Genomic DNA, 13,559 nt, shown 5'->3' on the forward strand with positions numbered 1-13,559 from the left:
GGTTAAAATGTTCCCGCAGAGAACATATACCCGCGACGGGGTCCCGTCAAAGCGGGCGGGGGACGATGCAGCGGTGGGCTTGCGCACGAGCCGTCGCCGGCTTTCGGCACGGCGCGGCAGCGGGCCCGCGCACCGCGCGCGGGCTGTCCCGTCGCGGGGGAGCGTTGCGGGATACTGACGGGCACGGAGGAGGCGCGATGACGGACGAGGCGGGTGGCACGGGCGTACGGGAGCACTCGGACGCGCCGGCACGCATGGCGGCCGCCCGGGGCAGCCGCAACGACCACACGCGGCGCCACAACCTGTCCTCGCTCATCACCGCGGTCCACTACGGCGGCCCCCTCACCCGCGCGCAGCTGACGCGCGACACGGGGCTCAACCGGTCGACCATCGGCGGGCTCGTCACCGAGCTCGCGGAGCTCGGCCTCGTGGTCGAGGATGCCGCCGCCGAGACGGGCGCGGTGGGCCGTCCGAGCCTGATCGTGCGGCCGCGCGACGACGTCGTGGCCCTCGCGCTCCACCCCGACGTCGACGCCATCGAGCTGGGCGCCGTCGCGATCGACGGCACGGTGCTCGCGCGTCGGCGCGTCTCCGTCGACGCGCCCCCTACCGCGCACGACGCGGTCGCGTTCGCGTGGGAGGCCGCGCGCGAGATCGCCGCGGAGATCCCGGGCCTGCGCGTGGTGGGCGCCGGTGCCGCGGTGCCCGGCCTGGTCGCCATCGACGGCACCACGGTGGTGGCCGCGCCGCACCTGGGCTGGCACGACGTCGACCTGGGCTCGGCGCTCGCCGACGCGTTCGGGCTCCCCGTCGCGGTGGGCAACGACGCGAACATGGGCCTGCGCGCGGAATGGAGCTTCGGCTCCGCCCGCGGCGTCGACACGGTGGTCTACCTCAACGGCTCGGCCTCCGGCATCGGAGGCGCCGCGCTCGTGGGCGGACGCATGCTGCGCGGTGGCCGCGGCTACGGCGGCGAGTTCGGCCACATGATGATCCGCTCCGACGGCGAGCGCTGCTCGTGCGGCCGCCACGGATGCCTCGAGACGGAGCTCAACGCGGACCGCCTCGACGCCGCCGCTCACGACGCCCCGGCCTTCGACGCCCTGGCGTCCACGCTCGCCGCCGCGATCGCCAACCTCGAGTGCGCGTTCGACCCCGACCTGGTGCTGCTCGGCGGCTACCTGGGTGCGCTGTACGACGCCCGCCGCGACCTGGTCACGGAGCGCGTGCGCGAGCTCGCCTTCCGCCCCGACGCGGAGGACGTCGCGATCGCGCGGGCGCGGCTGGGCGGCAACCGACTGCTCATCGGCGCCGCGGAACGCGCCTTCGCGCCCCTCCTCGAGGACCCCGCCGGCGTCCCGCTCGTCGCGCTGTAGCCCGCGACCCGCCTGGCACACTGGCGCCATGATCACCGTCTCCGTGCCCTCGCAGGCCGTCTTGGACGCGCTCGGCGACCCCGGTCCCGGCGCGCGCGTCATCGTGTGGAACCCCGCGGAGGCGGACCCGCCCGAGGACGAGCGCGATCGCATCACCATCGCCTGCCTCGCGCACGCCACCGGCGGCAGGCGGGTCTACGGGCGCCTCGCGACCTGCGCGAACCTCGAGGTGATCCAGCTGCCGTCCGCGGGCTTCGAGCACGCCGCGCCGTTCGTCCCGCCGGGCGTCGCGCTCGCGAACGCGCGCGGCGTCCACGACACGCGGGTCGCGGAGATGACGCTGCTGCTCGCGCTCGCGTCCCAGCGGCGCCTGCCCGCCTTCCTCGACGCGCAGCGCCGCGGCGTGTGGGAGCCCGACTTCCGGGCCCCGTCGCTTGCCGACACGCGCGCCCTGGTGGTCGGCTACGGGAGCATCGGCGAGGCGATCGGCGCGCGGCTTCGCGCGTGCGAGGTGGAGGTCGAGGGGGTGGCCCGCACGGCCCGCATCGCGCCGGACGGCACCACCGTGCACGCGGTCGCGGACCTGCACGCCGTGCTGCCGCACCACGACATCGTCGTCATCGTCACGCCCCACAGCGAGGAGACGGACCGCATGGTGGACGCCGCCTTCCTGTCCGCGATGCGCGACGGCGCGCTGCTCGTCAACGTGGGCCGCGGCAAGGTGGTCGACACCGATGCGCTGCTCGCGGAGCTCGAAAGCGGCCGCCTGCGCGCCGCGCTCGACGTCACCGACCCCGAGCCGCTTCCCGACGGCCACCCGCTGTGGTCGGCGCCCGGGTGCATCGTGGTCCCGCACGTCGCGGGTGTCGAGCACCTCACCAACAGGCGCTACACGGACGTGGTGCGCCGTCAGATCGCGGCGCGCAGGTCGGGCGACGATCCCGTGAACCTGGTGCTGATGGGCGCCTTCCCCGCGTGAGCCCCCCTCGATCGCGGGGAAGGCACCGCCCCTCAGCTGTGGCGCTCCCGTCTCGGGAGGTGGGTCCCTTCGGGCGCCTCACCTGGCCAGGCTAGGACGGTTCCGCGCGCCCTGCACAGTGGCTGTGACCGTTTTGTGACCAAACGCGGAACTTTCTCGCGACGCCGTACGTTTAGCCGCGCTCGTGGGCGAGCAGCCAGCGCTTGCGCTCCACGCCGCCCGCGTACCCCGTCAGCGAGCCGTCGGTGCCGACCACCCGGTGGCAGGGCACCGCGACCGTGAGGGGATTGCGCCCGATCGCGCCGGCGACCGCGCGCACCGCCGACGGCCGCCCGATCGCGGCCGCCACCTGCGCGTACGTGCGCGTCTCGCCCGCGGGGATGTCGCGCAGCGCCTCCCACACCTCGCGCTGGAACGCCGTGCCCGGCGCGACCGCAGCCACCGGCACGTCCGCAGCGGCGCCCGCGAAGTAGGCCTCGAACGCCGTCTCCGCCGCGTCGAGCACCGCGTGCGCGTCGGCCTCCATGGCGCCGGAGAGCGCCGGCCGCCGCCGGTGATCCGCGAAGTACGCGCCCAGCAGCGCGGTGTCCGATGCGACCAGCGTGAGCGGGCCCAGGGGAGTGTCGACGTCGCGCCGCACCAGGGCCGTCGAGGTCAGGGTGGTCATGAGATCCGTCCTTCCGTCACCGCGGTCCACAGGTGCATCGCCGCATAGGCGCGCCACGGTCGCCACGCCTCGGCCGCCTCGGTCAGCTCCCTCGCGTCGAGCCCCGCCGCCTTCTGCAGCACCAGGTCTCCCGCCGGGAACGCATCCGGGTCCCCCAGGGCCCGCAGCGCCACGTACTCCACGGTCCACGGCCCGATCCCGCGCACCGCGAGCAGCCGCGCGCGGGCCTCCACCCGGTCCGCGCCCGGGCCCAGGTCCAACGTGCCGTCGAGCAGCGCACGCGCCGTCGCGGAGATCGCGCGCCACCGCGCCTGCGGGATCAGCCCCGTCGCGGGATCCACGTCGACCAGCGCCTCGGGAGTGGGGAACAGGCGCGCGCCCTCGGGGGCCTCCGGATCGAGCGGCGCCCCGAACCGCTCCGTCATCGCCCCAAGCGTCCGCCTCGCCCCAGCGACGCTCACCTGCTGGCCCACCACCGCACGCACCACCATCTCGAACGGGTCCACCGCGCCCGGCACCCGCAGCCCCGGGACGGCCGCAACCATGGGGGAGAGCAGGGACGATGCGCGGAGCGCCTGATCGACGGCCGTCGGGTCCGCGTCGAGGTCCAGCAGGCGACGGCACCGCGCGACCGCGGCGCCCAGGTCGCGCACGTCGGCGAGCGCGAGGCTCGCCCCGACGTGGAAGTCCTCCGCGCGCAGGCGCACCTGCGCGCCGCCGTGCGGGAGGAGCATCGTCCGCCCGTAGGTGGTCCCATCCCAGGTCTCGACCCCGTCGAGCGCCCGGGTCCCCACGAACGCGAGCGTGCGGCCGACGGACGCCGGGGCGCGGTGGCGCAGCCGGAGCTCGAGCGTCGTGGCGCCCGCCTGGCCGCGTCTGCCCGCCGCGCGCCCGCGCACCTGCGACGGCGTGAGCGCCCATGCCGCCCTGGCGGCGTCGTTGAACTGACGGACGGAGCCGAACCCCGCCGCGAACGCCACCTCGGACACTGGCATCGCGGTGCCCTCGAGCAGCGTGCGCGCGTGGTGGAGGCGGTGCGCGATGGCGAGCGCCTGGGGGCTCGCGCCGAGCTCGTCGACCAGCACGCGCGACACGTGACGCTCGGTGTAGCCGAGCCGGCGCGCCAAGCCCGCGACGCCCTCGCGCTCGACCAGGCCGTCGTCGATCAGCCGCATCGCCCGGCTCGCCACGTCCTCGCCCACCTTCCAGCGGGGCGAGCCCGGCGCATCGTCCGGGAAGCACCGCCGGCAGGAGCGGAAGCCGGCGCGCTGCGCCGCCGCGGCGCTCGCGTAGAAGCTCACGTTGGCGCGCGCAGGGGTCCGGGCGGGGCAGGACGGGCGGCAGTAGATGCCGGTGGTGTGGACGGCGGTGACGAACTGCCCGTCGTAGCGCGCGTCCCTGCCGCGGATCACCGCGTAGCGCGTGTCGTCGTCCCACATGCCCACGAGTGTGACGCACGTCGGGGCCGCCGCGCTCGCGGTGATCGGACATGGCGGCGGGCCGGGATCGCCCCTCGGCGACGATCCCCTCCCGGCGCTCCGGTGCTGCTCAGGCGGCGGGCGCACCTCCCGCCATCGCGTGCCTCGCGGCGAGCACCAGGTAGGCGACGTTGGCGGCCGCGGCCACCCCGTAGCCGAGCGCCAGGCCCAGGCGTGCGCGCCTCTCGGCGCGGGCCCCGCCGGCGCGGACGGCGCGCAGCGCCAGGTGTCCCAGCACGATCGCGGCGGGGAACAGCAGCGCCACCCCCGCGGCCACGGACGCGCCCGCGAGCCAGTCGCGGCGCTCGTCCGGACGCTTGCCCAGATACGGGTAGTAGCCGTGCGGGAGCTCCGGATGGCCCACATAGCCCAGGTACTCGGAGGAGGCGGGTGTCATGGCGTGTCCTTCCCCGGACGCCGCTCGGGCGGGGCGGGTACGGCCGGCCCTGAGCGGTCCCGCGCCGTGCGCCCGAGGGGCGCCCTCGCTGGCGGGCTCCACGGTACGGCCGGCGTGTGTCCGCGACGTGTCCGTCGGGAAATAACTCTGTTACGTCGGCGGCGCAGTCAGGACGATGCGCGGGTCGCCTTCCCGCGCTTGAGGTCGGCGAGCGCGACGGCACGTTCGGCGGCGTGGTCGACCATCGGGGTGGGGTAGGCGGGCGTGTCGACCTCGGCGACCCACCGCTCGACGTAACGGCGGTCCGGGTCGTAGCGGTCGGCCTGCGCGGTCGGGTTGAACACGCGGAAGAACGGCGCCGCGTCTCGGCCCGTCCCCGCGACCCACTGCCAGTTGAGCTGGTTCTGCGCGTGGTCGTAGTCGAGCAGCGCGCGGCGGAAGTAGGTGGCGCCGCGCTGCCAGGGGAGGTGGAGGTCCTTGACCAGGAAGCTCGCGACCACCATCCTCACGCGGTTGTGCATGGTGCCCGTCGCGGCGAGCTGCCGCATCCCGGCATCCACCAGCGGGAAACCTGTGCGGCCGTCGCGCCACGCCATGAACGCCTGGTCCGCGTCCCTGCCCTCCACCCAGGCGTCCTCGGGCATGACGGGGGTGAGCGACTCGTGCTGCGCGTGCGGATGCCTGTAGAGCACGTCGGCGTGGAAGTCGCGCCAGGCGAGCTCGGACTCGAGCTTGCGGGCGGCCTCGCCGCGGACCCGCGCGGTCGCCGCGAGGACCGTCCGCGGGTGGATCTGGCCGTACGCGAGCGGCACCGAGAGGTGCGACGTGGAGTCGAGGTCGGGGCGATCGCGCTCCTCGGCGTAGCGGGCGAGGTCGCCGTCGACGTACCCGTCCCACGCCTCGAGCACGCGGCTCTCGCGGAACTCGTGCCGCTCCGGGAGCAGGTCGTCCGCGTCGCCGTGCGCGGCCTCCTGGTCGAGGTCGACGTCGGAGCCCACGGGTGCGAATGCCGCGGCATCCGCGCGCTCCGCGGGGGCCGGCCAGCCGTGCTCGCGCCATGCGTGGGAGAAGGGTGTGAAGACCTTGTACTCCGTGCCGTCGCCCTTGACTACGCGCCCAGGCGCGACGGCGTAGGGGGTGCCGACCAGGCGCAGCTCGCGGCCGTCCGCCTGCAGCGCCGCTGCCACCGCCTCCTGCGCCCGGATGCCCGCGGGAGAGGCTTCGCGCGCCGCGAACACGGCCGCCGCATCGTGCTCCCGCGCCACCGCGAGGACCACGTCGGCCGCCTCGCCCTGACGCACCCCGACCGCGCCGCCGGTGTCCTCGCGCAGGCTCCACAGGACGCGCGCCAGGTGGGCGCGGCGGCGCCCGGACCACAGGTGCACGCCACGGTTCCACGCGAACACCGCGGCCGCGGGGCCGCCCTCCTGCGCCGCGAGCAGCGCGGGGTTGTCAGCGAGGCGCGCGTCGCGCCGGATCCACCACACCGAGGTCATGACCTCCCCAACGCAAGAGGCCCGCCGGTGTGTTCCGGCGGGCCTCCTGCGAACGTGCTGGCTGCTTACGCGACGGCCACCAGCGAGTGCTTGTTGACGTGCGCGACGGCGGCGTTCACGAACGCGCCGAGCAGCGCGGCCGAGGCCTCGTTCTGCAGCGAGCCGTCGGCGCCGAAGGCGTCCGCGCTGTACTGGAAGAACGTCTCGGGCTGGCCCATGGTGGGGGCGTCGTAGTGGCCGAGGATCGCGCGCAGGTGCTGCTGCGCCGCGGCGGTGCCGGCCGCGCCGATCGACGCGCCCATGATCGCGACGGGCTTGCCGGCGAAGGAGCCCTGGCCCCACGGGCGGGCCGACCAGTCGAGGGCGTTCTTGAGCACGCCGGGGATCGAGCGCGAGTACTCGGGGGTCACGATGATGACGCCGTCGACGTCCGCGATGGCCTGCTTCCAGTCGCGCGCGACCTGCGGGTAGTCCGCGTCGTGGGCGTAGTCGTAGAAGGGCAGGTCCTTGTACTCGAGGAACGTGAACTCGACGTCCGAGTCCTGCGCGAGGCCGGGCAGCACGTTGGCGACCTGGCGGTTGATGGAGGCGTCGGCGATGGAACCGACGATGATGCCGATGCGGGTCATGGTGGTCTCCTGTTCAGGGGTGGGTTGGAGGCTCCGACAACGCCGTCGGACGGGCGTCACAACGATGGTGACGCATCAACTATTCCAGATGGTGACGGATCAACCAAGTGGGCGCGCGGAGGGACGATGCGCCGGCGAGGGCGCCGTCAGGCAGACGGGGCGCCGGTGGTGGAGTCGACGTGGGCCATCGCGAAGGTCGGGTCGCCGGTGATCACCAGGGGGTCGGCGGTGGTGATCGAGTCGACGAACGCCGGGATGCCGCTTGCGGGGCTCGGCGGAGCGGGCGCGCGCTCCGCGCGCACGGCGGCGACCGGGTCGGTGGGCACGGCGGCGATCGGACCCGGCTCGGAGATCCGGGTGAGGTGCGCGACGTAGCCCGCGGTCGCGGCGAGCAGCGAGTGGGCGTGCGCGTCGAGGTCGGCGCTGTGGCAGCGGCCATGCGTGCTGAAGTCGGACGCCTGCACCGTGAGGGAGCGTTCGGGCTGGCCCATGACCTCCGCGCCCGCGTCCTTCAGGATGGTGCGTAGGTGGACCAGGGCCATGAAGCTTCCCGCACGCGGCGCAGCGGCACCGGCGATGACCACGGGCTTCCCCTCGAGCGCCGAGGGAGAGGCGTCCGCCCAGTCGATCATGTGCTTGAGCGCGCCGGGCACCGATCGCTCGTGCGTCGGGGTCACGATCAGCAGGCCGTCGACCGCGCCGATGGCCAGCTTCCACTCGAAGGCGGCGCGGGGCAGGGGTGCGTCCGTGTACGGCGCGTGCAGCGGCAGTTCAGGGGGGGTGAGCTCGACCAGCTGCGTGCCCTTCGGCGCGGCTGCATGCAGCAGCGAGGCGAGCAGACGGGTGGTGCGAGCCTGGGGCAGCTGGCCCAGCAGGAGACCGATGACCGGCATCTGGCGGTCCTTCCTCGACATCATCGAAGCGGTGGCAGTGCTCCCGCCCGGATGGCGATTGGGGTGGTGAACGCCCCAGGTGCGCCGCTTGTTCCCACCTGTCAATCAGGGAGCCCGCGCGCGAAGACCTCGATGCCGTCGCGGAGCAGCTCGGCCGTCCCGTCGCCGTGCTTGTCATAGGTGGCGCGGAAGCGCGGGTCGTCGACGTACATCCGGCCCAGGCCTGGGTACGCGTCGCGACCGGGGGTCCAGAACAGCGACACCCACGCGTGGTGGCGCGCCACCAGCGCCTGCACCTCCTCGCCCGACGGGTCGGCGTCCTCGGCGGCGAGCCTCGCGAGGGCGCCCGCGATCGCCTCGTGCTCGGCGAGGTGGGCGCGCTGACCCTCGGCGCCGAGCCACTTCCAGGCGGCGTTCGACCCTTCCACCGCGAGGTCCCCCCAGCGCTCGCGCGCCTCGGGCTCGTATCGGCTGTGGTCGAATCCCTCGAACATGTCGTCGGTGCTCATGGGCAGTCCCTTCTCCAGGCGGGTGACGGTGCGCTCGACGGTCTCGGCGAGCGCGGCGAAGCGGTCGCGGCGGGTCAGCAGCGCGATGTGGTGGTCGCGCATGAGCGCGGCGGTGAGCGCGGGATCGTCGGTGTCGACGATGCTCGCGACGGTCTCCAGCGGCACCTCGAGCTCGCGCAGCACCAGGATGTGCTGGAGGCGGAGCAGCTCGGCGTCGCCGTAGTGGCGGCGGCCGTCGTGCCCGGTCCACGCGGGGGAGAGCAGCCCGATCGCGTCGTAGTGGCGCAGCGTGCGGCTCGTCACTCCGGTGAGGCGTGCGACGGCGGAGATGTCGAGGTCCATGCCGACCACGGTAGAAGTTGACGCCGCGTCAACGTCAAGCGGTCCGCCAGGGATCCGGGCGTAGCGTCGGGCCATGGACTTCTCGATGGTCTCGCCGACAGCTGCCGAGTTCCGCGCGATCTACCTCGCCACGGGCTGGGGCGAGCCCACCGAGGAGCATTGCGCGCGTGCCCTCGAGGGCAGCTGGGCGGTGTGCTCGGTGCGCGACACCCAGGGCGCACTGGTCGGCGTCGGACGGATGATCTCCGACGGCGCGATGCACGCGTACGTCAACGAGATGATCGTGCGCGAGGACGTGCGCGGCGCGGGGGTCGGCGCCGAGATCCTCCGCCGCCTGGTCGCGACCGCCAACGCGCGGGGCATCACGCAGATCCAGCTCTTCGCGGCGCGCGGCCGCGCCCCCTTCTATGCGCGCCATGGCTTCATCCCTCGCCCGGACGATGCGCCGGGCATGGAGATCCCGCCGGCGCAGTAGGTCTCGGGTCGGGTCCGCGAGCCCCCGCCCACGCGTCCCCGACCACCAGTCCGCGCGCTGCCACGGACCACGTGCACGCACGCTCGCCGTTTTCATGCACTTTCGCATGGTGCGGACGGGCAGCTGACTCGCCGCGGACGCGCCGCGGTGGCTCCTGGGGCGCGCGTGGGCCTCGACGGCACCACCCAGTCGCACGGAACGTTCGGATCGACCGGAGATAACGGCCTTGGCCGGACGATGCGTCCGTCGCCGGCCGCCCCGCCGCGACGCGGGCGGCGCGAAAGTGCATGAAAACGGCGAGCGGCGCGACAGATGGGTGGGCGTGCCGAGCCGGCCGGCGCATCGTCCCTGCGTCCGTGTCCACGATGCGGCGACGGGGGACCCGCGCATCGTCCTACACTCGGCAACATGACGCAGACCCCCGACATCAAGCCCCGGTCGCGCCAGGTCACGGATGGCCTGGAGGCGACCGCGTCCCGCGGCATGCTCCGCGCGGTCGGTCTCGGTGATGACGACTTCGCGAAGCCGCAGATCGGCATCGCGTCCTCGTGGAACGAGATCACGCCCTGCAACCTCTCGCTCCAGCGCCTCGCGGCCGCGTCCAAGAACGGCGTCCACGCCGGCGGCGGCTACCCGCTCGAGTTCGGCACCATCTCCGTCTCCGACGGCATCTCGATGGGCCACGAGGGCATGCACTTCTCGCTGGTGTCGCGCGACCTCATCGCCGACTCGGTCGAGACGGTGATGATGGCCGAGCGCCTCGACGGCTCCGTGCTGCTGGCCGGCTGCGACAAGTCGCTGCCCGGCATGCTCATGGCCGCGGCCCGCCTGGACCTCGCGAGCGTGTTCCTCTACGCCGGCTCGATCATGCCCGGCCACGTCAAGCTCTCCGACGGCACCGAGAAGGACGTCACCATCATCGACGCCTTCGAGGCCGTGGGCGCCTGCGCCGCGGGCCTGATGTCCGAGGAGGACCGCCTCGCGATCGAGAAGGCGATCTGCCCCGGCGAGGGCGCGTGCGGCGGCATGTACACCGCCAACACCATGGCGTCCGTGGGCGAGGCCCTCGGCATGTCGATCCCCGGCTCCGCGGCCCCGCCGAGCGCCGACCGCCGCCGCGACTACTACGCCCACAAGTCGGGCGAGGCCGTGGTCAACATGCTCCGCCTCGGCATCACGGCGCGCGACATCATGACCAAGGAGGCGTTCGAGAACGCCATCGCGGTGGTCATGGCGTTCGGCGGCTCCACCAACGCCGTCCTCCACCTCCTCGCGATCGCGAACGAGGCCGAGGTCGACCTCACGCTCGACGACTTCGCGCGCGTCGCCGCCAAGGTGCCGCACCTGGGCGACCTCAAGCCGTTCGGCCAGTTCGTGATGAACGACGTCGACCGCGTGGGCGGCGTGCCCGCCGTCATGAAGACCCTGCTCGACGCGGGCCTCATGCACGGCAACGTCATGACCGTCACCGGCAAGACCCTCGCCGAGAACATGGACGAGCTCAAGCCCGCCAAGATCGACGGCCGCGTGGTCCGCGCGCTCAACAACCCGATCCACAAGTCGGGCGGCATCACCATCCTCAAGGGCTCGCTGGCCCCCGAGGGTGCCGTGGTGAAGTCCGCGGGCTTCGACAACGACGTGTTCGAGGCCACCGCCCGCGTGTTCGACCGCGAGCGTGCGGCGCTCGACGCGCTCGAGGCCGGCGAGATCCAGAAGGGTGACTGCGTGGTCATCCGCTACGAGGGCCCCAAGGGCGGCCCCGGCATGCGCGAGATGCTCGCCATCACCGCCGCGATCAAGGGCGCCGGCCTCGGCAAGGACGTCCTGCTCGTCACGGACGGCCGCTTCTCGGGCGGCACCACCGGCCTGTGCGTGGGTCACATCGCGCCCGAGGCGGTCGACGGCGGCCCCATCGCGTTCGTCCGGGACGGCGACAAGATCACCCTCGACGTGGCCAACGGCACGCTCGAGGTCCTGGTCCCCGCCGAGGAGCTCGAGGCGCGCAAGGAGGGGTGGGAGCCCATCCCCGCGCGCTTCACCAAGGGCGTGCTCGGCAAGTACCAGAAGCTGGTGGGCTCGGCGTCGAAGGGCGCCGTCCTCAGCTGAACCCAGCGCTCAGGGGACGATGCACGGGTCGCGACCCGCGCATCGTCCCCTTCTGCTGTGTCAGGGTGGGACGCATGAGCCACCCGATCGGACCGCTCGACCACGCGTTCACCGCGCCCATCGGCGTCGAGGTCAAGGGCGAGACATGGGCGTGCGTGGAGATGCCCGGGTCCGCCGACTTCTTCGGCACGGGCAAGGCCGTGCGCGTCGACGCGGAGGTCGACGGCGTCGCGCTCGAGAACGTCGGGCTGATGGTGACCGGCACGGGCGGCCACATGCTCTCGCTCAACGCGAAGGTGCGGAAGCAGCTGGGCAAGGACGTCGGCGACCAGGTCGAGGTCCGGCTCACGCGCCGCCGCACGTAGTCGCGCCGGCTGCCCGTGCATCCCGCACCGCCGGTGTGGCGTGTACGGGCAGGTAGATGGGGACTGCTACGGTCTCGTCGGGCCTCGTGCCCGAGGGCCTCACGCGGGCGCCGCCGGAGGACGCGGGCGCCGCGCGTGGACATTCTGAGGGGGAAGCATGACCACGTTCTATCCGGAGGGTTCCGAGCCGGAGGCCGCGGGCACCGCGGCAACGCCGGCGGCGGTCGAGAGCACCCCCGAGCAGGCCCCCGAGCAGGCCTTCGCGCCGGCCCCCGAGAGCGCGGACGTGGCGGACCCCGGTGCGCCGCGGACCCGCCGACGCGGACTCGTCATCGCCGGAGCTGCCTCGGGTGCGGTGGTGCTGGCGCTCGGCGCGGGTGCCGCATACCTCTATCTCAACCTCGGACGCGGCGCGACCAGCCCGCAGGGCGCGGTCGAGCGCCTCGTGAACGGCGCCGTCGACGGCAACCTGATCGCGGTCGGGGCGGCGATCTCGCCGTCGGAGCGGGACATGGCCCTGGCCATGGGCGATCGCGCCCGCGAGATGGTCGAGGCGACCCTCCCCGAGCCCGAGGTCACGGCGTCCGCACAGGTCGACTTCACAGCGATCCTCGACGCCGTCGAGGTCTCGGTCGCGGACGTCGAGTACGTCACCGAGGACGTCGTCGAGGGTGTGTCCCTGGTGCGGGTCGAGGCCGGCACGGTCACCGCCGACGTGGACAAGGCGCCCTTCGTGGACGCCGTGATGGAGCAGCTCGAGGCGAGCGGTGCGACCGCCTTCGAGGACCTCGGCTACGACGACGCGATGCTCGACGAGGCGCGCGCCGAGCTCGGGACGTGGGTCGACGAGACCTTCCCGTGGACGTTCGACATCGCGGAGGAGGTCTCCGGCTGGCAGGAATCGGACGCGGTCCCGACCGACGCGTCCCCCATCGCCTTCATGACGGTCGAGGAGGGCGGTTGGTACGTCAGCCCCCTGCTCACGGTCGCCGAGGCCGCGGCCTCCGCGAACCTCGAGCCGGGCGATCGCGGCACCGCGATCGCGGACGCCGTGGCCTTCGCGACCCCGGAGGAGGCCGCCACCGGCACCGCCGCTGCGGTCGAGGAGTTCTTCGCGACCGGCGACGCCGCCACGCTCGCCGCGGTGCTGCCGCTGCCCGAGCGCCGCATCGTGTCGCTCTACGGCGAGGCCGTCCTGCGCGACGCGACCCCCCTGCCCGCGGTCGCCCTCGACGTCACGGAGGTCGCGGCGACCGTCGACGGCGACGTCGCGTCCGCCGAGCTGGTCGCGTTCGACTTCAGCTTCGACCTCCAGGACGGTATGACCGCACCGACGTCCGGCACCTACCGACAGGGCTGCGTCACGGCGGACGGCGCCGGCGAGATCTGCGTCGCGGATATCCCGATGGTCGGTCAGACCGGCATCGACGACATCAGCGTGACGCTGATGCGCGAGGGCGACGGCTGGCTGATGAGCCCGACCATGACTCTCGTGGACTACTCGGTCCGCGTCTCCGCGGCCTACAGCGAGATGCTGGAGGACGGGAGCCTCGACGGCCTGCTCATGGGGGAGTGAGGGGACGGTGCGCGGGGACCGCCCCGCGCACCCCTCGCCCGCCGTCTCACTATCCAAGATGGTGAACCACGATGTGAGATTACTTGTCCGTATGGTGACACCCGCCCCGACCCGGGCGTAGAGTCGCATCCATGCAGACGATCCTTGTACGAGTTATCTGGCGCGCGGACCGCGACCGGTAGCCCCGAACTCGTCCGCGCGCTGACCCCGACGCCACCTGGCCGAGGGGTTTCTTCATGCGAGGCGGACGCAGGGACCGCCTCCCCCCACC

The 13,559-nt window shown here is 73.5% G+C and carries 13 protein-coding genes; 6 read left to right on the forward strand and 7 right to left on the reverse strand.

The window, feature by feature from the left end; genetic code table 11:
• Positions 1-197: 197 nt before the first annotated feature.
• Both AOM05_RS12060 and AOM05_RS12065 read left to right on the forward strand, forming a co-directional pair.
• Positions 198-1,376, forward strand: a complete 1,179-nt coding sequence (locus AOM05_RS12060; protein ID WP_062522584.1) for an ROK family protein — start codon at positions 198-200, stop codon at positions 1,374-1,376.
• A 28-nt stretch (positions 1,377-1,404) separates the two neighbouring features.
• The gene (locus AOM05_RS12065) at positions 1,405-2,355 is read left to right on the forward strand and encodes a 2-hydroxyacid dehydrogenase (protein ID WP_082097508.1); all 951 of its coding nucleotides are present in this window, start codon (positions 1,405-1,407) and stop codon (positions 2,353-2,355) included.
• Positions 2,356-2,527: 172 nt separating this feature from the next.
• Here AOM05_RS12065 and AOM05_RS12070 read toward each other — a convergent pair whose 3' ends face one another.
• The 7 genes from AOM05_RS12070 to AOM05_RS12100 form a co-directional block, all read right to left on the reverse strand.
• Positions 2,528-3,022, reverse strand: a complete 495-nt coding sequence (locus AOM05_RS12070) for a methylated-DNA--[protein]-cysteine S-methyltransferase (RefSeq protein WP_062522587.1) — start codon at positions 3,020-3,022, stop codon at positions 2,528-2,530.
• Positions 3,019-4,461, reverse strand: a complete 1,443-nt coding sequence (locus tag AOM05_RS12075) for an AlkA N-terminal domain-containing protein (RefSeq protein ID WP_062522589.1) — start codon at positions 4,459-4,461, stop codon at positions 3,019-3,021. Before AOM05_RS12075 ends, AOM05_RS12070 begins: the two co-directional genes overlap by 4 nt.
• A gap of 109 nt (positions 4,462-4,570) precedes the next feature.
• Positions 4,571-4,897 carry a hypothetical protein gene (locus AOM05_RS12080; protein WP_062522591.1) on the reverse strand — a complete coding sequence of 109 codons (327 nt, stop codon included), beginning with the start codon at positions 4,895-4,897 and terminating at the stop codon, positions 4,571-4,573.
• A 167-nt stretch (positions 4,898-5,064) separates the two neighbouring features.
• Positions 5,065-6,393: a cryptochrome/photolyase family protein gene (locus tag AOM05_RS12085; protein ID WP_062522593.1), complete on the reverse strand. Its 1,329-nt coding sequence runs from the start codon at positions 6,391-6,393 to the stop codon at positions 5,065-5,067.
• Positions 6,394-6,458: 65 nt separating this feature from the next.
• Positions 6,459-7,022: an NADPH-dependent FMN reductase gene (locus AOM05_RS12090; RefSeq protein WP_062522595.1), complete on the reverse strand. Its 564-nt coding sequence runs from the start codon at positions 7,020-7,022 to the stop codon at positions 6,459-6,461.
• 146 nt (positions 7,023-7,168) lie between these two features.
• Entirely contained in the window at positions 7,169-7,915 is a 747-nt protein-coding gene (locus tag AOM05_RS12095) for an NADPH-dependent FMN reductase (RefSeq protein WP_062522598.1), read from the reverse strand.
• A 101-nt stretch (positions 7,916-8,016) separates the two neighbouring features.
• Positions 8,017-8,766, reverse strand: a complete 750-nt coding sequence (locus AOM05_RS12100; protein WP_062522600.1) for a MerR family transcriptional regulator — start codon at positions 8,764-8,766, stop codon at positions 8,017-8,019.
• A 73-nt stretch (positions 8,767-8,839) separates the two neighbouring features.
• Between AOM05_RS12100 and AOM05_RS12105 the strand changes: the two genes are divergently transcribed.
• From AOM05_RS12105 to AOM05_RS12120, 4 genes are all read left to right on the forward strand, one after another.
• Positions 8,840-9,241 (forward strand): GNAT family N-acetyltransferase, encoded by a 402-nt coding sequence (locus AOM05_RS12105; RefSeq protein WP_062522602.1) that lies wholly within the window; start codon positions 8,840-8,842, stop codon positions 9,239-9,241.
• 408 nt (positions 9,242-9,649) lie between these two features.
• Positions 9,650-11,347, forward strand: a complete 1,698-nt coding sequence (gene ilvD, locus AOM05_RS12110) for a dihydroxy-acid dehydratase (protein ID WP_062522603.1) — start codon at positions 9,650-9,652, stop codon at positions 11,345-11,347.
• Between the two features lie 74 nt (positions 11,348-11,421).
• Positions 11,422-11,712, forward strand: a complete 291-nt coding sequence (locus tag AOM05_RS12115) for a DUF1905 domain-containing protein (protein ID WP_062522604.1) — start codon at positions 11,422-11,424, stop codon at positions 11,710-11,712.
• A gap of 157 nt (positions 11,713-11,869) precedes the next feature.
• Positions 11,870-13,288: a hypothetical protein gene (locus AOM05_RS12120; protein WP_062522606.1), complete on the forward strand. Its 1,419-nt coding sequence runs from the start codon at positions 11,870-11,872 to the stop codon at positions 13,286-13,288.
• The last annotated feature ends 271 nt before the right edge of the window (positions 13,289-13,559 follow it).

The organism is Demequina silvatica (assembly GCF_000971215.1).
In the GTDB taxonomy this organism is placed as follows: Bacteria; Actinomycetota; Actinomycetes; order Actinomycetales; family Demequinaceae; genus Demequina; species Demequina silvatica.